This is a genomic window from Amycolatopsis thermophila, from assembly GCF_030814215.1.
GTDB lineage: Bacteria > Actinomycetota > Actinomycetes > Mycobacteriales > Pseudonocardiaceae > Amycolatopsis_E > Amycolatopsis_E thermophila.
Map to the genome: position 1 here is coordinate 5314793 of NZ_JAUSUT010000001.1, position 19179 is coordinate 5333971.

Genomic DNA, 19179 nt, shown 5'->3' on the forward strand with positions numbered 1-19179 from the left:
GCCCTGTGCTGCCGGATGCCGGCTCGCGCTCCGCTCGAGGCGATGCCACGGGGTGCGTCACGAGACGCGGGGCCGGGACCGGTGTCCGCTCGGCCGGATGCGCACCGCGAGCACGCTCGTGCGGCTAGCGCCGGGGGAGGGGCGTCTGTCCGGGCGGGGGCGTCACACCACCACCTTTCGCTGCGTTCTGGCCGTAATCCCACACGACAGTGCCCGTTTCAGCACGGCGGATCCCGCTGCCGGTGCCCCGCTCTCACCGCCGGTACCGGTGCTGGGCCGGCGCGGCCGGCCACCGTCCGCGGCGCACGGCCCGGCCGTCGCGGACCCGGATTCCCGTGCCGCCGCACCGGCGGCCACGGCGGGAAGTGGGCGAAGTTGGCGGTCATGATCGCGGCGAACTCCGCGTCCAGCCACGCCTGGTCGGCGCAGATCAGGTCGGCGAACCCGGTGCCCGCCGAGGCCTGGCGCGTGGTGTCCGTCATCGTCGATCACTCCCCGGCAACGTCGTCGTAGTCGCAACCAGGTCATGTACCGCAACTACTATTTCTATAGCTCGCACTGGAGATTCTGTCAAGCATTCGGTGTAGATAAATCTCGGGCCGCTCCCGGCGTCAGGGTGCGGCCGGCGCGCCGAGGCCGGCGCTGAGGGCCACTGCGGCCGCTTCGCCGCGGGAGGTGACTTCCAGCTTCTGGAGCACACCGGTGACGTGGAACTTGACGGTGCTTTCGGTGATGCCGAGTTCGCCGGCGATGGCCTTGTTGCGCTTGCCCTGCGCGAGCAGCGCCAGGACCTCGCGCTCGCGCCGGTTGAGCGTGGTCAGCCGCGTCCCGCCGGAGGGTTCGGCCGGCGGGTCGAGCGGCAGGTCGATCGTGACACGGCTGCCCCAGCCGGGCGCGGCGTCGAGGTCGAGCCCGGCTCCCAGGGTGCGCGCCCGGCCCTGGAGCTGGCGGCGCAGGGCGGCGGTGTCCAGCTCGCCCGAGCCCTGGTCGCGGACGTCGACGTGCAACGCGGCGTCGTCGCAGGTCCAGGCGATGCGCAGGCGGGCGAGCCGCGGCTGGGCGGCGAACGCCAGCACGGTCGTGCAGGTCATCGCGCGGGCGGCGTGGGCGATGTCGCCCGGCAGCGGCCGTCCGTCGCGCGACGGTGCGACGAACTCGATGCGCGCCTCGTGGTGGCGCAGCATCTGCCGGATTTCCGTGCGCAGCCGGGTGAACGCGGCGGGCGGGGGTTCTTCGGACAGCGCCCGGTCCGATTTCTGCGCCGACCGCAACGCCACGAGCGCGGCGGAGGCGGAATCGGCCGCGGCCAGCCGCGCCCGTCCGTCGTCGAGGCCGGTGGAGCGCAGGGTGGTCAGGATCGAGACGAGCACGGCCTCGTGCGCGGCGGCCATTTCGGCGAGCGTGCGTTCCCGTTCGCTCGAGGCGGCGCGGGACTCGGCGAGGTAGTCGGGGCTGGCCTGGGCCACCTGCTGCCGGATCGAGGTCGCGACCAGCCCGAAGATCGCGGCCAGCAGACGCGGTTCGGGCAGGCGCCGCCGCGACGTCCGGGGGACGAGGACCAGGAGCGTGTCGGCCACGTCCCGCACCACCCACACCGGCCGCTGCTCGCCGGCGACGAGCGCGGTCGTGGTCACCGGGAGCCCGGGCTCGACGGCGGAGGAGATCTCCTCCAGCTCCCCGATGGTGACCTTGTTGATCATCTCCAGGTCGCCCGCGACCTTGCGGGGGCGTCCGGTGCACTCGCGGGTGAAGATGACCAGTGCGGTGTGCGGCCACCGTTCGGCCAGGAACTTCGACAGGCGGCGGGCGATCTCGTGCAACGGGCCGTCGACCACGTCCCGCAGAGCCACGAGATCGGCCGCCGGGTCCCGCGCATCGGTCATGGCGGAACTCTAGCCTGCCGGGAAGTCGAGGTTTTACTGGTCCGACGACCAGGTCGCGTGCGCTCGCGGGGCCGGTTACCGTCGCGACAGGCCTGCCGGCACGTGCAGGCCTGTCCGCCGACGACGAAGGAACTGCCCCGATGCCACAGACGGTTCGCGGTGTGATCGCCCGCTCGAAGGGAGCTCCGGTCGAGCTCACCGATGTCGTGATTCCCGACCCCGGACCGGGTGAGGTCGTCGTCGCGATCGCGGCGTGCGGCGTCTGCCACACCGACCTGACCTACCGCGAAGGCGGCATCAACGACGACTTCCCGTTCCTGCTCGGCCACGAGGCGGCGGGCACCGTGGAATCCGTCGGTGCGGGCGTGGAGTCGGTGCGGCCGGGCGACTTCGTCGTCCTGAACTGGCGCGCGGTCTGCGGGCAGTGCCGGGCCTGCAAGCGGGGCCGGCCGCAGTACTGCTTCAACACCTTCAACGCGAGCCAGAAGATGACCCTGACCGACGGTACCGAGCTGACCCCGGCGCTGGGGATCGGCGCGTTCGCCGACAAGACCCTCGTGCACGCCGGGCAGTGCACCAAGGTCGACCCGGCCGCCGACCCGGCGGTCGCCGGTCTGCTCGGCTGCGGCGTCATGGCCGGCCTGGGTGCGGCGGTCAACACCGGTGCGGTGGGCCGCGGCGACTCGGTGGCGGTCATCGGCTGCGGTGGCGTCGGCGACGCGGCCATCGCGGGCGCGCGGCTGGCCGGGGCCGGCACCATCATCGCCGTGGACCGCGACCCGAAGAAGCTCGAGTGGGCCGTCGAGCTCGGCGCCACCCACACCGTCAACGCCACCGAAACCGACGTCGTCGAGGCCGTCGCCGAGCTGACCGGCGGGTTCGGCGCCGACGTGGTGATCGACGCGGTGGGCCGGCCGGAGACCTGGAAGCAGGCGTTCTACGCCCGCGACCTCGCGGGCACGGTCGTGCTCGTCGGGGTGCCCACCCCGGACATGCGCCTGGAGATGCCGCTGCTGGACTTCTTCTCGCGGGGCGGGTCCCTGAAGTCGTCGTGGTACGGCGACTGCCTGCCCGAGCGGGACTTCCCGGTGCTCGTCGACCTGCACCTGCAGGGCAGGCTGCCGCTGGAGAAGTTCGTGACCGAGCGCATCGCCCTGGAGGACGTCGAGAACGCGTTCCACACGATGCACGCCGGTGAGGTGCTGCGCTCGGTGGTGGTCTGGTGAGCTTGCGGATCGACCGGGTCGTCACCTCCGGTGTCTTCGCGCTCGACGGCGGCACGTGGGAGGTCGACAACAACGTCTGGCTGATCGGGGACGACGACGAGGTCGTGGTGGTGGACGCCGCGCACGACGCCGGGGCGATCACCGCGGCCGTGGGCGGCCGAACCGTGGTCGCGGTCGTGTGCACGCACGGCCACAACGATCACGTGACCTTCGCCCCGCAGCTGGGCAAGGAGCTCTACGCGCCGGTGCTGCTGCACCCCGGCGACCAGGAGCTGTGGGACATGACCCACGCCGGCCAGGCGTACTGGAAGACCTCCGACGGCCAGCGCATCGCCGTGGCCGGGACCGAACTGGAGATCATCCACACCCCGGGGCACTCGCCCGGCTCGGTGTGCGTGCACCTGCCGGAGGCGAAGGCGCTGTTCTCCGGCGACACGCTGTTCGCCGGCGGGCCGGGTGCCACCGGCCGGTCGTTCTCCGACTTCCCGACGATCATCGGCTCGATCCGCGACCGCCTGTTCACGCTGCCCGAGGACACCCGGGTGCACACCGGTCACGGCGACGGGACCACGATCGGCACCGAGGCGCCCCACCTCGCGGAGTGGATCGCCCGCGGACACTGACCCGGACTGCGGTGCCCGGTGGTGCCGGCCTGACGGTCAGGCGCACGGATCCCAGGGATAGGCGGCACAATCGATGGCGGCCCACACGGTCTTGCCGCCGTCCCGGGGCCGGCTGCCCCAGTCGTCGGTCAGCTTGGTGACCATCGCCAGGCCCCGGCCCCCGGGCTCGCCCGGGCCGGGGCGGGCCGGGACCGGGTGAACCGCGGAGTGGTCGTCGACCTCGATGCGGATCCGGCAGGGATCCGCGTCCCGCCGGAGTCGCAGCCGTCCGGCGCCGCCGCCGTGCGCGTAGGCGTTGGTGAGCAGCTCGGTGGCGACCAGCTGCACCGCGGCGAGGTGGTCCTCCCCGAGATCGGACAGGGCTCTCGCCGCCCAGTGGCGCACCGCCACCAGTGGCGGCAGGCTGCCGGGTCCGAGTTCCAGCGTCAGCGGTGGCTCAACCGTGTCCGTCATCGAGTGCGTCGTCATCCCCACTCCGTCCTGTCTGCTCAAGACGGTCGCTGGTGGCTACCCTGCTGGCCGCGCGCCAAAACCGCAACTTCATCCGGAACAGGGCAGGGCGTGCGCCAGATCGGGGAAGATCGGCAGGACGCGATCGAGCTCGCCGAGCTCGATCACCCGCCGGGGGAGCCCCGTGGCGACGATCCGGAGCTGGGACCTGCGACAACCGCGCTGGTGAGCCTGGAGCAGGACACGCAGTCCGCACGCGGCCAGGAACTCCACGCCGGACAGGTCGACGACCAGCACTCCGGGGGCCTGGTCGAGCGCCGCGGTGAGGGCGTCGTCCAGCACGGGCAGCGACTCGAGGTCGAGCTCGCCATCGACGCGCAGCACGACGGCCGGCCCCGACCGGTGCACCCGGACCAGGCAGGAAACCGGACGCGAAGGGTGAAGGTGCGTGTTCATCGTGACGTCATCATCCGCCGTAGGGCACACCTGAGCGCCGCACCGCCATCCCCATCACCCCATCGGAGCAATCAGGGAGCGGTGCGGCCCGTGAGGTCTTCGAATTCGGTGGCCAGTTTTTCGTGGCGGACCGCTTCGTCGAGGAAACCCGCGACGAACAACTGCCGGGCGAGATCGACGTGGATCCGGGCCATCTCCTGAGCCGATTCGTGCACCTGCTCGCGCACTTCCCGGAGTGCCCGGCTGGTGCGGAGCAGACTGCGCACACCGAGCCCGCCCGCGATGAGCAGAACACCGGCGGCCAGCAGGTTCACGGTCACCGAACCGGATCCCGGGAATCGTCGAGCGCGGCGGTTTCGGAATTCGAGTCCATGAGTTCCTGCTTGGTGCTCGGTTTCGCGGTGCCGGTCAACGACGCAGTGCGCGGATGATCAGGTGGCCGACGACGGCGTAGACCAGCGCAGCGAGGCCGTAGTTCATGATGACGCCGATCAGCGCGTCGTCCGGGGTGAACACATCTCCCAGGCCCAGCACCAGCGCCTTGGCGAGCACGTAGATGGCGTGGACGAAACCGTTGTGGTGGTTGGCGTCCAGAACGACGAACAGCACGTGCAGGGCGAACACGAGTGTCACCAGCCCGACAATGACGCGAATCAGATTCGCAATCGTGTCGGCGGTGCGTTCGTCGCGGCGGCCGCGGGCGCGGTATTCGTCGGGCTCCGGGTAGTGCTGCTGCGCGTATCGTGGGCGGCCGTCGTATTCACCGTGCGGCTGGTAACTCATGGCCGCGAAGTCTCGCAACCAACATCGAAAAAAACAACCCTTCTGGCGCAGCGTGGCGTGAGTTGATGACCGTACAAGTGCCGTCCGCAGGGATGACGCCGGACAGCGCCGCACGCACCGGGGCGGGTTTCTGTGTCCTCCCGCACAGCTCAACCGCCGGCGGGTGGTGCGGCGGGAAGTTGCACGGTGGCGAGGAGCCCGCCACCGGAGCGGGGGGCCAGGGTGAGGGTGCCGTCGTGCGCCCGGGTGATGCTCTTGACGATGGCCAGGCCGAGGCCGACACCCGCGTCGTCGGTGCGGACGCGCTGGGTCCCGCGCTGAAACGGCTCCACGAGCGTGGACACCACGTCCGCGGTGAGCTCCTCGCCGGTGTTCGCGACGGTGAGCGCCACGGCCCCGGGCAGAACGCTCGCGGTGACCCACACGGTGCCGCGTTCGGGCAGGTTGTGGACGATCGCGTTGTGCACCAGGTTCGTGGTCATCTGCAGCAGCAGCGCGTACGAGCCGAGGACCGGGGTCAGGTCACCGAAGGTCTGGATCGTGAGGCCGCGTTCCCCGGCGAGGGGGAGGAGCGTTTCGGTGGCCTCTTCGGCGATGAGGGACAGGTCGACGCGCTCCCGGGTGAAGGACCGCCGGCCGGCGCGGCTGAGCAGGAGCAGGGCTTCGGTGAGGTCGATCGCCCGGGTGTTGACGGCGCGGAGGCGGTCGATGAGTTCAGCGGTGTCGCGTCCGGGGTCGTGGCGGGCCACGTCGAGGAGCGTCTGCGTGATCGCCAGCGGGGTGCGCAGTTCGTGGGAGGCGTTGGCGGCGAACCTCTGCTGTTCGGCCACGTCGGCTTCCAGTCGCGCGAGCATCGCGTCGAAGGCGTCGGCGAGTTCGCGGAACTCGTCCGTGCGGCCCGGCAACCGGATCCGGTGGGACAGCGATCCGCCCGCGGCCCGGCGTGTGGCGTCGGTGATGCGGGACAGGGGAACGAGCATCCGTCCGGCGAGGATCCACCCGCCGAGGAAACCGAACACCAGCAGGAACCCCAGCGCGATACCCACGGCCGGGGCGAAGCTGCGCAGGAGGAACTCCTGGCCGGGAAAGTGTCCGCCGGGCGCCCTGATCCCGTTGCCGCCGGGGACGTAACGCAGCAGGACCATCCACACCACCGCGAACGTCAGGATCCCGGCCAGGATGAGGAATCCCGCGTAGCTGAGGGTGAGTTTGAGGCGAACACTCGGACCGGGTGCCCTATCCACGGTCCCCTCCCTCGGCTGGGGTGGCCGGCCGGGCGATGCGGTACCCGACGCCGGCCACGGTGGTGATGATCCACGGCTCGCCGAGGCGTTTGCGCAGTGCCGAGACCGTGATGCGCACCGCGTTGGTGAAGGGGTCGGCGTTCACGTCCCACGCCCGCTCCAGGAGCTCTTCGGCGCTGACGACACCGCCCTCGGCCGCGACGAGGACTTCGAGCACGGCGAATTGTTTCCGGGTGAGCGCCACGTAGCGTCCGTCGCGGTGGACCTCGCGGCGGAACGGGTCCACCCGCAGCCCCGCGATCTCCCGCACAGGCGGCCGGTTGTGGGCGCGCCTGCGGTCGAGCGCCCGGAGGCGGAGGACGAGTTCCCGGAGTTCGAAGGGTTTCGTGAGGTAGTCGTCGGCGCCCAGGGCGAACCCGGAGACCTTGTCGTCGAGCCGGTCGGCGGCGGTGAGCATGAGGATGGGCGTCCCGCTGCCGGAGGCGACGATGTGCTCGGCGATCTCGTCGCCGGACGGGCCGGGGATGTCGCGGTCGAGGACGGCGATGTCGTAGGCGTTGACGCCCAGCAGTTCCAAAGCGGTGTGACCGTCCCCGGCGATGTCGGCGGCGATCGCCTCCAGGCGCAGGCCATCGCGGATGGCGTCCGCCAGATACGGTTCGTCCTCGACGATCAGCACGCGCATATTCCCCCGATGGTAGGGATCAGGGCATATCGCCGGCGTATCGAAAACCGGATACGCGCCGGCAACACGGCGTTGCCTTGACTCGACGGCATGAGTCACAGCGCACGAGCAACGTCCCGCCGTGTCCGTTCGGCCGTCCTCGCTGCCCTCGCGGTCCTCGGCGCGGCGCTCATCGGTGTCCGCGTCCACCAGGCGCGGGTGCCCTCGTCCGTCGAGCGGACTGGACCGGGCGCGGCGGACGGCGTCGTCCCCGAGGGGGTGACGGTCTTCGACGACGAGTTTCCCGCCGTGGCCAACCTCGACCCCGGTCTGCTCGGCGCCCTGCGCCGCGCGGCGACCGACGCGGGCGTGGAGTTCGTCGTCAACAGCGGCTGGCGGTCCCCGGAGTACCAGGAACAACTCCGCCGCGAGGCGGTCTCGAAATACGGCTCGGAACGGGAAGCCGCCCGGTGGGTGGCCACCGCGGACACCTCCGCTCACGTGACGGGCGAGGCGGTCGACCTCGGGCCCGCGCAGGCGACGGCGTGGCTGGCCGAGCACGGCGCCGGATACGGGCTGTGCCAGGTCTACCGCAACGAACCCTGGCACTACGAACTCCGCCCCGACGCCGTCGACCACGGCTGCCCGCCCCCATATGCCGACGCCGCGCACGACCCCCGGATGCGCCGGTGAGCACCGGTGTGCCGGCGAGGTTCCGCCCACCCGGCCGGTCCCGCAGGCGATCCCGCTCAGAAGGCCGGCACGATGCCGAACGCGCGGATCTTCCGGTAGATCGTCGCGCGGGACATACCCAGGTCGGCGGCCGCCAGCTCCTTGTTGCCCTGGTGCGCGGCGAGGCTGCGGACGATCGCGTCGCGTTCCATGCTCTCCAGACGGCTGAGCCGGCGGCGGGTGACGGTGCGGCATTCGGCCGGCAGGTCGTCCACCTCGATCGTGCCCGTGCGGCGCCGCCGGGAGACCTGCGCCAGGACCTCGTCGAGCTGCCGGACGTTGCCCGTCCAGGGCACCCGCATCAGCTGGCGCATGCAGGCGTCGGACGCTTCGAGGTCGCGGTTGCCGGCGTGGCGCGCCAGCAGGGCGGGCACGAGGCGGTGCAGGTCCTCGATCCGGTGGCGCAGCGGCGGCACCTCGACCGTGTGCGCGAAGAACGGCATCAACCAGCCGTGCAGCTCCGAGCCGCGCGGGTCCTCACCGATCGTGACGGCCACCCAGGCCGGCGCCTGTTCCGGCGGCGCGGCCTGCCAGGCGGTGAACAACTCGGTCAGGCGCTGCATCCCTTCCTCGGTGAGCGCGTCGACGTGGCGCAGGATCACCGCCGGTGGATTGCCGCCGCTCACCTCGTCGGCCAGGCCCTGCGCCCACGCCTCGTAGTTGCCCACCGGCGCGCAGTCCAGCACCAGCTGGCGGCCGGGAGCGTGCCGGCGCGCGACGGCCTGGGCCAGCGCCGCCTTGCCGGTGCCGCGCTCGCCGGTCAGGACCAGCCAGTTGCGGCCGACGATGCTCGCCTCGGCGGCGGCGCACGCCTGCCGCCACCCCGGGCTGGTGCCGACGAGCCCGGGAAGGTGCAGGTCGGCGTGACCGGCGGTGCGCCGGGGCGCGGCCTGGTTCTTCACCCGGAACAGCCCGCCCACCAGGCTCGAGCCGTGGTGCACCGGGCGGTACTCCAGCCGGGCGACGACGCCGGACGGGAGATCGGCCAGGACCGTGGCGGGTGTGGTGGTGCCGGCGACGTCGGCCGTGTGGGTGATCAGCGCCGCCCGGTCGGCCGCGTCGTACAGCTCCTGGGCGTGGTTGTTGACCATGACCACGTCCTCGTTCACGGCCAGGATGGCGCCCGAGCCGCGCCGGCACGCGGCGAGGTACTCGCGGAACAGGGCCAGCTCGCGCGCACCGGCCCCGGCGAGCATGGCCTCCTCGATCCGCTTGGCTGTGGTGCGGGCGAGCGTGAGCAGCAGCGGGCCCGGCGCGCCCGTCCAGCTGGTGAGATCGAGTACGCCGACCAGGTGACCGCGGATCGGGTGGTGGATGGGCGCGCCCGCGCATTCGAACTCCGCGAGACCGCTGTTGAAGTGTTCGAACCCGGAGACGAGCACGGGTTGCTGGCATTCCAGCGTGGTGCCGATCCCGTTCGTCCCGATCGAGGACTCGGCGTAGCTGAAGCCGGGCGCGAGCGAGATGCGGTCCAGACCGGAGTGCAGCGCGCGGTCCGGGCTGGACCGGCTCACCACGAGCCCGTCGGCGTCGGTGAGCAGGATGGCGACCGGGTGATCGGACAGCTCGGTCGTCAGGTTGTCCAGGATCGGCTTGGCGGTGCGCGCCAGGAGGCTGTCCTCGTCGCGGTCGGTCACGAAGACGGGGTCCGGCTCGTCGGCGCTGATCCGGTGTTCGAGCGCGCGCCGCCACGACGCGGAGATGATTTCCCGCACGCCCGGCACATCGGGCACCCGGCGCGACAGGAACTCCTCCCGCAGCGCACTGACCTGCGATTCCGACCGGCGTCCTGGCCTCGTCACCACCGTCTCCTTCGACGTCACGTGCTGGGGGACTGCACTGTTCACCCATCGTGGCGGAGATCTCGCACCGCCTTGGTCTCACATTGAGACAGAACTCACCTGCGATGCGCAACACACTCTCCCCCGTCAGTGACGACGGCCGGCGGCGCGATCCCCGGTTTCGAGGAGGCTGAATTGAGCAGGCAGAGTCTCACCAAGGCGCACAACAAGATCACGGAGTTGTCCTGGGAGCCGACCTTCGCCACCCCGGCGACGCGCTTCGGGACCGACTACACCTTCGAAAAGGCCCCGAAGAAGGACCCGCTCAAGCAGATCATGCGGTCGTACTTCCCCATGGAGGAGGAAAAGGACAACCGCGTCTTCGGCGCGATGGACGGCGCGATCCGGGGCAACATGTTCCGGCAGGTGCAGCAGCGCTGGCTGGAGTGGCAGAAGCTGTTCCTGTCGATCATCCCGTTCCCGGAGATCTCGGCCGCCCGCGCGATGCCGATGGCCATCGACGCGGTGCCGAACCCGGAAATCCACAACGGACTCGCGGTGCAGATGATCGACGAGGTTCGCCACTCGACGATCCAGATGAACCTCAAGAAGCTGTACATGAACAACTACATCGACCCGGCCGGCTTCGACATCACCGAGAAGGCGTTCGCGAACAACTACGCGGGCACCATCGGCCGCCAGTTCGGCGAGGGGTTCATCACCGGTGACGCGATCACCGCGGCCAACATCTACCTGACGGTCGTGGCGGAGACCGCGTTCACCAACACGCTGTTCGTCGCGATGCCCGACGAGGCGGCCGCCAACGGCGACTACCTGCTGCCGACGGTGTTCCACTCGGTGCAGTCCGACGAGTCCCGGCACATCAGCAACGGCTACTCCATCCTGCTGATGGCCCTGGCCGACGAGCGCAACCGCCCGCTGCTGGAGCGCGACCTGCGCTACGCCTGGTGGAACAACCACTGCGTGGTGGACGCCGCGATCGGCACGTTCATCGAGTACGGCACCAAGGACCGCCGCAAGGACCGCGAGTCCTACGCGGAGATGTGGCGCCGCTGGATCTACGACGACTACTACCGCAGCTACCTGCTGCCGCTGGAGAAGTACGGCCTGGTCATCCCGCACGACCTGGTCGAGGAGGCGTGGAACCGGATCACCAACAAGTTCTACGTCCACCGCGTGGCCCAGTTCTTCGCCACCGGCTGGCCGGTGAACTACTGGCGCATCGACGGCATGACCGACGCCGACTTCGAGTGGTTCGAGGACAAGTACCCGGGCTGGTACAGCCAGTTCGGCAAGTGGTGGGAGGCCTACAACCGGCTGCGGTACCCGGGCCGGAACAAGCCGATCGCGTTCGAAGAGGTCGGCTACGAGTACCCGCACCGCTGCTGGACCTGCATGGTGCCCTGCCTGATCCGCGAGGACCTGGTGGTGGACAAGGTCGACGGCCAGTGGCGCACCTACTGCTCCGAGACCTGCGCCTGGACCGACAAGGTCGCCTTCCGGCCGGAGTACGAGGGCCGGGAGACGCCCAACATGGGCCGCCTCACCGGGCAGCGCGAGTGGGAGACCCTGCACCACGACCGCGATCTGGCCGACATCGTCGCCGACCTGGGCTACGTCCGCGACGACGGCAAGACGCTGATCCCGCAGCCGCACCTGGACCTGGACGACCCCAAGAAGCTGTGGACGCTCGACGACATCCGCGGCATCCGGTTCGCCAGCCCGAACGTGACGCTCAACCAGATGAGCGACCAGGAGCGCGAGGAGTGGGCGGCGGCCTACCGCGCCAACCCGAACGTCACGGTCGCCTGACGGCCTGAGGACCCGCGGGTGGCGGTGGCGCCCTGCCCCGGTGTGCCGCCACCGCCGCCCGCTTCCCCGGAGAATCGAGAGACCAATGGCCGACAAGCACCGCATCTCCTTCGAACCGGTCGACATCGAGATGGAGGTCGGCGAGGACGAGAAGATCCTCGACGCCGCGTTCCGCCAGGGCATCCACCTCATGCACGGCTGCCGCGAGGGCCAGTGCTCGGCGTGCAAGTCCTTCGTGCTGGACGGCGAGATCCAGATGGAGCGCTACTCGACGTTCGCCTGCAACGACGCCGAGGTCGAGGAAGGCTACGTGCTGCTGTGCCGGGCGCACGCCTTCAGCGACTGCACCATCGAGCTGCTCAACTTCGACGAGGAGGAGCTGCTCAACTCGGCCCCGCTGCAGCGGATCAGGACCGAGGTCCTCGAGGTCGTGCCGCACACGCACGACATCGTCGGGCTCAAGCTCAAGCCGGTCGACCCGCCCGCCTACGAGTTCAAGCCCGGCCAGTACGCCGACCTCACCATCCCCGGCACCGACGAGCACCGGTCGTTCTCGATGGCGACCATCCCGTCCACCGGGGACCACATCGAGTTCGTCATCAAGAAGTACCCGGGCGGCCGGTTCTCCGCGCTGCTCGACGACGGGATCGCGGTGGGCGACACCATCGAGCTGACCGGGCCGTACGGCAACTTCACGCTGAAGAACGGGCACGTGCTGCCCCTGGTGCTGATGGCCGGGGGTGCCGGCATGGCTCCGGTGCTCAGCCTGCTGCGGCACCTCAGCGAGACCGGCGACACCCGCCGGATCCGGTTCTACTACGGCGCCCGCACCCCCGCGGACCTGTTCTACCTGGACGAGATCCGCGCGCTGGGTGAACGGTTGCCGGACTTCGGGTTCGTCGTCGCGCTCTCGGAGTCCGCCGAGGGTGCCGACGCGCTCGGGGTCGCCGCGGAAACCGGGATGGTCACCGAGGTCGTGGAGGCCAGGGAGCCGGAGCTGCACCGCAGCGAGGTGTACCTGTGCGGCCCGCCGCCCATGGTGGACGCCGCGCTGGCACTGGCGGCCCGCCAGGGCGTGCCCGACGACCAGGTGTTCTACGACAAGTTCACCACGTCGGTTCGTGACGAGTAGACATCGCAAGGAGACAACACATGACGAGCAGTGCGAAGACGCGCAGCTTCCCGAAGGTGGAGTTCACCGACTCCGAGGCGGGGGCCCTGGAGTTCCCCAGCTCGAAGAGCCGGGCCTACAACTACTTCAAGCCGGCCAAGCTGCGCGCGACGGTGTACGAGGACGTGACCGTCGACGTGCAGCCGGACCCCGAGCGGCACCTGAGCCAGGGCTGGATCTACGGCTTCGCGGACGGCCCGGGCGGCTACCCGCAGGAGTGGACGGCCGCGAAGTCGTCGAACTGGCACGCCTTCCTCGACCCGAACGAGGAGTGGGAGCAGACCATCTACCGCAACAACTCCGCGGTGGTCCGGCAGGTCTCCCTGTGCCTGGAGAACGCCAAGCGCGCGGGCGCCTACGGCAACTGGAACACCGCCTGGCAGAAGTTCATCGCCCGCAACCTCGGCGCCTGGATGCACGCCGAGAACGGCATGGCGCTGCACGTGTTCACCTCGATCCAGCGGTCCGGCCCGACGAACATGATCAACACCGCGGTGGCCGTGAACGCCGCGCACAAGATGCGGTTCGCCCAGGACCTCGCGCTGTTCAACCTGGACCTGTCCGAGTCGCTGGACACCTTCGACGGCTCGGTGCACAAGGAGGTCTGGGCCTCGGCCGAGGAGTGGCAGCCCACCCGCAAGGTCGTCGAGGAGCTCACCGCCGTCGGCGACTGGGCCGAGCTGCTGTTCGGCACCAACGTCGTGTTCGAGCAGCTGGTCGGCCAGCTCTTCCGGTCGGAGCTGGTCATGCAGATCTCGGCCACGAACGGCGACTACATCACCCCGACGATCGTCGGCACCGGCGAACACGACTACAGCCGCGACCTCGGCTACACGCGCGCGCTGTTCCGGCTGCTCACCCGCGACGAGCGGTTCGGCGGGACCAACCGGGAGCTGTTCGGCCAGTGGCTCGCCAAGTGGGTACCGCCGTGCCTGGAGGCCGCCTACGCGCTGCAGCCGATCTGGTCGCAGCCGGCCGAGAAGGCCCGCACGTTCGCCGACTCGCTCGCCGCCACCAAGGAGAAGTTCACCCAGCTGCTCGAGGAGATCGGGCTGGACACCCCGAAGGAGTTGGACAAGTGAGCGAAACCATGCAGTTCGGCTCGCAGGCCGGATCGTCGAACATGTGCGGCGTCACGCTGATGAACACCCCGGTCGGACGCGTGGTCGCCGACGTGATGGGGGCCAAGGAGGGCGTCACGCTGGTCGAGTACCCGTCGATGATCCGCGTGGACGGCACCCGGCTGCTCGAGTTCGACTACGACGAGCTGACCGAGGCGCTCGGCGAGCCGTTCGACGGGTCGATCTTCGAGGAGATCAGCTCCACCCACTACGGCCGCATGGTGCACCTGGACGACCGCACCCTGCTGTTCGCCAACCCGGAGGACGCCGCCGAGTACATCGGCTTCGACCTCGCCGCGCACGGCTGACGACGGACAGCCCCCGCACCTCGTGGTGGCGGGACGGGCCGACGCGGCCGTCCCGCCACCACGGTTCCACCGAGCACCACCACAGCGAAGGGTGAGGACCTCTCCGATGTACGAGAAGGACGGCGAGAAGTACTACGTGGTCGACGGGCACGTCCACATCTGGGACGGCCGCGAGTCGAACCACAAGAACGTGCACGGCAAGCAGTTCATCGACTGCTTCTACGACTACCACAAGAACCTGAGCCCGGAGGAGGTCGTCTGGGACTACGACACCTACACCTACTACGGTGCCGAGCGGTTCATGAAGGATCTCTTCGGAGAGGGCTACGTCGACCACGCCATTTTCCAGGCCACCCTGCTCAGCGACTTCTACCGCACCGGGTTCGGCCAGACCGACGAGGCGTTCGGGCTCACCCGGCAGCACCCGGACAAGCTCACCTACAACCACGCCTACGACCCGCGCAACGGCGAGGCCGGCCTGGAACAGCTGCGCCGCGACGCGGAACGCTTCGGGCTCAAGGGAGTCAAGCTCTACACCGCCGAGTGGCACGGCGACTCGCGCGGGTACAAGCTCGACGAGCCCTGGTCGCGCCGCTACCTGGAGGAGTGCCTCGAGCTCGGCATCCGCAACATCCACGTCCACAAGGGACCGACGATCCGCCCGCTGGACCGGGACGCGTTCGACGTCGCCGACATCGACAAGGTCGCCACCGACTACCTCGACCTCAACTTCGTCGTCGAGCACGTCGGGCTGCCGCGGCTGGAGGACTTCTGCTGGATCGCCACGCAGGAGTCCAACGTCTACGGCGGGCTGGCGGTGGCGATGCCGTTCATCCACTCGCGGCCCCGCTACTTCGCCCAGATCATCGGGGAGCTGCTCTACTGGATCGGCGAGGACAAGATCCTCTTCGGCAGCGACTACGCCCTGTGGACGCCGAAGTGGCTCGTGGAGAAGTTCGTCGACTTCCAGATCCCCGAGGACATGCCGGAGTACCCGGCGATCACGACGGACCAGAAGAAGAAGATCCTCGGTCTCAACGCGGCCGCGCTGTACGACCTGGACGTGCCGCGGCACCTGCGCCTGCCGACCCAGGCCGGCGACGCGGACGCCGAGGTCGCCGCGGGAGCTGGTGCCTGATGACCCAGACCGCCGTGTCCGTGGAGGCCGAGGTCCTCGCGGCACTGTCCACGGTGCTCGATCCCGAGCTGGACGAACCGGTGACCGAGCTGGGTTTCGTCCGTTCCGTGGCGATCGACGACGAGGGAGTGGAGGTGCACCTGCGGCTGCCCACGTCGTTCTGCGCGCCCAACTTCGCCTACCTGATGGTCGCCGACGCCTACGACGCGCTGTCGGCCGTGTCCGGGCTGGGCCGGGTCCGGGTGCTGCTCGACGACCACCACGACTCGGACAAGATCAACAGCGGTACCGCCGCCGGGCTCGGCTACGTCGGCACCTTCGGCGTGGAGGCGGAGGACAGCCTCGACGAGCTGCGCCGGACGTTCCAGCGCAAGGCGCACCTGGCGGCGATGGAACGGTGCTGCCGGTCCGCGCTGGCCAGCGGTGCCTGGACGGTCGAAGAGCTGCCCCTGCTGGAGCTGTTCGACCTGCCCGAAGGCCGTCTGAAGTCGGCCCTGCTGCGCCGGCGCGAGGCCATCGGGCTGCCCGTCCACTCGCACGCGCGGGTGATGGTGGACCACGAGGGCAACCCCGTCACGCGCTCCGACGTGGCGCTGCGGTTGCGGCTGGCCACCACCACCCGCGTGTCCATCGAGGGCAACGCCCACTTCTGCCGGGGCCTGCTCGCCACCCGGTACGCCGGCGTCGATCCCGCCGGCTCCGCCCCGGTCGTCACCAACACCAGGAGCCACCCATGAAAGCCGCACAGGTCACCGGCTACCACTCCGCCCTCGAACTGCGCGACGTCGACGAGCCCAAGATCACCGGTCCGCTGGACGTCGTGGTCCGGGTCGGCGCGGCGGGCGTCTGCCGGACCGACATCCACATCCTGGAAGGGCAGTGGGCGGAGAAGTCCGGCGTCACCCTGCCCTACACGATCGGGCACGAGAACGCCGGCTGGGTGCACGCCGTCGGGGACGCGGTGACGAACGTGGCGGTGGGGGACAAGGTCATCCTCCACCCGCTGATCACGTGCGGGCTGTGCCGGGCCTGCCGGCTCGGCGACGACGTGCACTGCGAGAACTCGCGGTTCCCCGGCATCGACACCAACGGCGGGTACGCCGAGTACCTGCTCACCTCGGCCCGGTCGTGCGTCAAGCTCGACGACAGCCTCGAGCCGGCCGACGTGGCGGCGCTCGCCGACGCGGGGCTGACCGCCCAGCACGCCGCGGCGAAGGCCGCGAAGGTGCTGCGGCCGGGCGAGGTGTGCGTCATCATCGGCGCCGGCGGTCTCGGTCACATCGGCATCCAGTGCCTGAAGGCGATGAGCGCGGCCACGCTGGTCGTCGTGGACCGCAACCCCGCGGCGCTCGACCTGGCCGAGGAGGTCGGCGCCGACGTCACCGTGGTGGCCGACGGCAACCACGTGAACGAGGTGCTGGAACTCACCGGCGGCCACGGGGCCGAGGCGGTCCTGGACTTCGTCGGCGAGGGCGGCTCGACGTCGGAGGGCGTGCGGATGCTGCGCCGCGCGGGGAACTACTACGTCGTCGGCTACGGCGAGAACATCGACGTGCCGACGATCGACATCATCTCCACCGAGATCAACTTCATCGGCAACCTCGTGGGCTCCTACACCGACCTGCAGGACCTGATGGTGCTCGCCGCGCAGGGCAGGGTGAAGCTGCACACCGCCCGCTACCGGCTCGAGGAGTTCCAGCGGGCCATCGACGACCTGAGCGCGGGCCGGGTCCGCGGCCGGGCCATCCTCATCCCCTGAACCGGAGTTCTTCCCCTGGCACGGAAAGGAAGTGGGAATCATGGCGAAGCAGCTGCGGTTCAGCGTCGAGGCGCGGCGCCGGCTCGAGCTCGGCGTGAACACGCTGGCCGACGCGGTGAAGGTCACCCTGGGGCCCAAGGGCCGCAACGCGGTGCTGGAGAAGCTGACCGGCCCGCCGACCATCACCAACGACGGCGTGACGATCGCCAGGGAGGTGCAGCTGGCGGAACCCTTCGCCAACATGGGCGCCCAGCTGGTCAAGGAAGTCGCGATGAAGACCAACGGGGCCGTCGGCGACGGCACCACCACCGCGACGGTGCTCGCCCAGGCCATGGTGCGGGAGGGGCTGGCCGCCCTGGGCGAGGGAGCGAACCCGATGCGGGTGCGCCGCGGCATCGAGGAGACCGTCGAAGCCGTCGTGGAGTACCTGCGCAAGTCCGCCACCCAGGTGTCCGGTGAGGCCGAGCTGGAGCGGATCGCCACGCTCGCGGCCAGCGACGACGAGCGCATCGGACGCGTGATCGCGCAGGCGCTCGCGGCCGTCGGGCGGGAAGGGGTGGTCGAGGTCGAGGAGTCCGACGAGCCCGGCCTGGGGGTCGAGCTCGTGGACGGGATCGAATTCGACCACGGCTACACCTCGCCGTACATGGTCACCGACCGGGAGCGGATGGAGGCCTCCTACGACGAACCGGCCATCCTGCTGACCAACAAGAAGATCAGCCAGGTGCAGGAGCTGATGCCGACGCTGGAGGCGGCCCGCCGCCTCGACCGGCCGCTGGTGATCCTCGCCGAGAACGTGGACGGGCCCGCGTTGCAGATGATCCTCAACGGCAACGTGCACGGCACCTACCGGGCGGTGGTCGTGCGCGCGCCCGGTTTCGGGCACCGGCGGGTGGCCGAGCTGGAGGACCTCGCCGCCGCGCTGGGCGGCCGGGTGGTCAGCGAGGACTCCGGGCTCGCCCTGGCCGACGTCACCGAGGCCGACCTCGGCCGCTGCGAGCACATCACGATCACCGAGGACACGACCACGATCATCGGCGGCGCCGGTGACGAAGCGGCCGTGCGGGCGCGGATCGGCCAGCTGGACAAGCAGCTCAAGCGGGCCCGGATCGAGCACGACCAGGACAGCCTGAAACTCCGCATCGCCCGGCTGGCCGGCCGCATCGCGGTGGTCCGGGTCGGCGCGGCGACCAGTGTCGAGCTCAAGGAGCGGATGCTGCGGGTGGAGGACTCGCTGGCGGCGGCCAGGGCGGCGCTGGAGGAGGGGGTCGTGGCCGGCGGCGGCGCGTCGCTGGCGCAGGCCGCGCGGTGCGTGGACCTGGTCGGCCTCGACGGGGACGCGGCGCAGGGCCGGGAGATCGTCCGGCGGGCGCTGGGGGAGCCGCTGCGGTGGATCGCCGCCAACGCCGGCTACGACGGCGAGGAGGTGCTCGCGCGGGTGTCCGAAATGGACACCGGCGGCGGGTTCGACGCGCTCACCGGCTCCTACACCGACCTGTTCGCCGCCGGGGTCGTCGACCCGCTCAAGGTGACCCGGTCGGCGCTGGAGAGCGCGGCGTCCATCGCGGCCCTGCTGATCACCACGGAGACCGCGATCGTCGAAGAGGTGCTGGTGAACCCCGGCGCGATCATCGCCCCCGGGACCGGTGACCTCGCCGAGGGCATGGTCCGCCCGTCGAACATCTACTGACCGGCACGGCGCGAGGCCCCACGCACGCCGGTGCGTGGGGCCTCGTCCCGGTCCTTCACCCTCCACGGCGAGCGTGCAGCCCGCTTTCGGCTGCCGGGGTGCACCCGGCGGTCGTGGATGTGGTCGAGTCCGATGAGGCCGGGCAGGTGCTGGTGGCCGCGGTGCGGGTCCGGCGGCGGGAACGTGACCGGTGCGGGATGCGCGCGCGGCGATGGCCCCGACGCGGTCCGGAACCGGCGGCGGTGGCGTGCAGTGGACCTGGAACTGTGCAGGCGTTCGTCGAGTCTGACGCACCCCGGGTGCGGTGTCGTGTGCAT

General features: G+C 70.3%; 20 protein-coding genes. 11 read left to right on the plus strand and 9 right to left on the minus strand.

All coding sequences use genetic code 11. The features are described from left to right. Positions 1–218: 218 nt before the first annotated feature. Positions 219–482, minus strand: a complete 264-nt coding sequence (locus tag FB470_RS26060; protein ID WP_306995735.1) for a hypothetical protein — start codon at positions 480–482, stop codon at positions 219–221. Between the two features lie 129 nt (positions 483–611). Then, the gene (locus FB470_RS26065) at positions 612–1883 is read right to left on the minus strand and encodes a LuxR C-terminal-related transcriptional regulator (protein WP_306995737.1); all 1272 of its coding nucleotides are present in this window, start codon (positions 1881–1883) and stop codon (positions 612–614) included. 140 nt (positions 1884–2023) lie between these two features. Here FB470_RS26065 and FB470_RS26070 point away from each other — a divergent pair, with 140 nt between their 5' ends. Both FB470_RS26070 and FB470_RS26075 read left to right on the plus strand, forming a co-directional pair. Then, on the plus strand, positions 2024–3109 hold the full coding sequence (locus FB470_RS26070; RefSeq protein WP_306995739.1) for an S-(hydroxymethyl)mycothiol dehydrogenase: 1086 nt from the start codon (positions 2024–2026) through the stop codon (positions 3107–3109). Further along, positions 3106–3732, plus strand: a complete 627-nt coding sequence (locus tag FB470_RS26075) for an MBL fold metallo-hydrolase (protein ID WP_306995741.1) — start codon at positions 3106–3108, stop codon at positions 3730–3732. The genes FB470_RS26070 and FB470_RS26075 overlap by 4 nt, the downstream gene beginning before the upstream one ends. A gap of 36 nt (positions 3733–3768) precedes the next feature. Here the strand turns inward: FB470_RS26075 and FB470_RS26080 are convergent, their stop codons facing one another. The 6 genes from FB470_RS26080 to FB470_RS26105 all read right to left on the minus strand — a co-directional run bounded on the left by FB470_RS26080 (position 3769) and on the right by FB470_RS26105 (position 7350). Further along, complete coding sequence (locus tag FB470_RS26080; protein ID WP_306995743.1) at positions 3769–4200, minus strand: ATP-binding protein; 432 nt, start codon at positions 4198–4200, stop codon at positions 3769–3771. Positions 4201–4272: 72 nt separating this feature from the next. After that, a complete protein-coding gene (locus FB470_RS26085) occupies positions 4273–4638 on the minus strand; it encodes an STAS domain-containing protein (protein WP_306995746.1) in 366 nt (121 codons plus the stop codon). Between the two features lie 71 nt (positions 4639–4709). Next, the gene (locus tag FB470_RS26090) at positions 4710–4958 is read right to left on the minus strand and encodes a hypothetical protein (protein ID WP_306995748.1); all 249 of its coding nucleotides are present in this window, start codon (positions 4956–4958) and stop codon (positions 4710–4712) included. Between the two features lie 88 nt (positions 4959–5046). Continuing rightward, on the minus strand, positions 5047–5421 hold the full coding sequence (locus tag FB470_RS26095) for a hypothetical protein (protein ID WP_306995750.1): 375 nt from the start codon (positions 5419–5421) through the stop codon (positions 5047–5049). Positions 5422–5570: 149 nt separating this feature from the next. Further along, the gene (locus FB470_RS26100; RefSeq protein WP_306995752.1) at positions 5571–6665 is read right to left on the minus strand and encodes a sensor histidine kinase; all 1095 of its coding nucleotides are present in this window, start codon (positions 6663–6665) and stop codon (positions 5571–5573) included. Then, a complete protein-coding gene (locus FB470_RS26105; RefSeq protein ID WP_306995755.1) occupies positions 6658–7350 on the minus strand; it encodes a response regulator transcription factor in 693 nt (230 codons plus the stop codon). Before FB470_RS26105 ends, FB470_RS26100 begins: the two co-directional genes overlap by 8 nt. A gap of 90 nt (positions 7351–7440) precedes the next feature. Here FB470_RS26105 and FB470_RS26110 point away from each other — a divergent pair, with 90 nt between their 5' ends. Beyond that, positions 7441–8022: a M15 family metallopeptidase gene (locus tag FB470_RS26110; RefSeq protein WP_306995757.1), complete on the plus strand. Its 582-nt coding sequence runs from the start codon at positions 7441–7443 to the stop codon at positions 8020–8022. 56 nt (positions 8023–8078) lie between these two features. Here the strand turns inward: FB470_RS26110 and FB470_RS26115 are convergent, their stop codons facing one another. After that, a complete protein-coding gene (locus FB470_RS26115) occupies positions 8079–9863 on the minus strand; it encodes a sigma-54-dependent Fis family transcriptional regulator (protein ID WP_306995759.1) in 1785 nt (594 codons plus the stop codon). Positions 9864–10037: 174 nt separating this feature from the next. On the opposite strand from FB470_RS26115, the gene FB470_RS26120 reads away from it, so the two are divergent. From FB470_RS26120 to groL, 8 genes are all read left to right on the plus strand, one after another. After that, a complete protein-coding gene (locus tag FB470_RS26120) occupies positions 10038–11675 on the plus strand; it encodes a ferritin family protein (protein WP_306995761.1) in 1638 nt (545 codons plus the stop codon). Positions 11676–11760: 85 nt separating this feature from the next. Continuing rightward, positions 11761–12807: a 2Fe-2S iron-sulfur cluster-binding protein gene (locus FB470_RS26125; protein ID WP_306995763.1), complete on the plus strand. Its 1047-nt coding sequence runs from the start codon at positions 11761–11763 to the stop codon at positions 12805–12807. Positions 12808–12827: 20 nt separating this feature from the next. Continuing rightward, complete coding sequence (locus FB470_RS26130) at positions 12828–13928, plus strand: aromatic/alkene monooxygenase hydroxylase subunit beta (RefSeq protein ID WP_306995765.1); 1101 nt, start codon at positions 12828–12830, stop codon at positions 13926–13928. Beyond that, positions 13925–14275: a propane 2-monooxygenase effector subunit MimD gene (gene mimD, locus FB470_RS26135; RefSeq protein ID WP_370876569.1), complete on the plus strand. Its 351-nt coding sequence runs from the start codon at positions 13925–13927 to the stop codon at positions 14273–14275. Before FB470_RS26130 ends, mimD begins: the two co-directional genes overlap by 4 nt. 106 nt (positions 14276–14381) lie before the next feature. Continuing rightward, positions 14382–15413: an amidohydrolase family protein gene (locus FB470_RS26140; RefSeq protein WP_306995767.1), complete on the plus strand. Its 1032-nt coding sequence runs from the start codon at positions 14382–14384 to the stop codon at positions 15411–15413. Further along, complete coding sequence (locus tag FB470_RS26145) at positions 15413–16150, plus strand: iron-sulfur cluster assembly protein (protein ID WP_306995769.1); 738 nt, start codon at positions 15413–15415, stop codon at positions 16148–16150. The genes FB470_RS26140 and FB470_RS26145 overlap by 1 nt, the downstream gene beginning before the upstream one ends. Further along, a complete protein-coding gene (locus FB470_RS26150; RefSeq protein WP_306995772.1) occupies positions 16147–17172 on the plus strand; it encodes an NAD(P)-dependent alcohol dehydrogenase in 1026 nt (341 codons plus the stop codon). The genes FB470_RS26145 and FB470_RS26150 overlap by 4 nt, the downstream gene beginning before the upstream one ends. Before the next feature lie 40 nt (positions 17173–17212). Next, positions 17213–18862: a chaperonin GroEL gene (gene groL, locus FB470_RS26155; RefSeq protein ID WP_306995774.1), complete on the plus strand. Its 1650-nt coding sequence runs from the start codon at positions 17213–17215 to the stop codon at positions 18860–18862. Positions 18863–19179 lie beyond the last annotated feature (317 nt).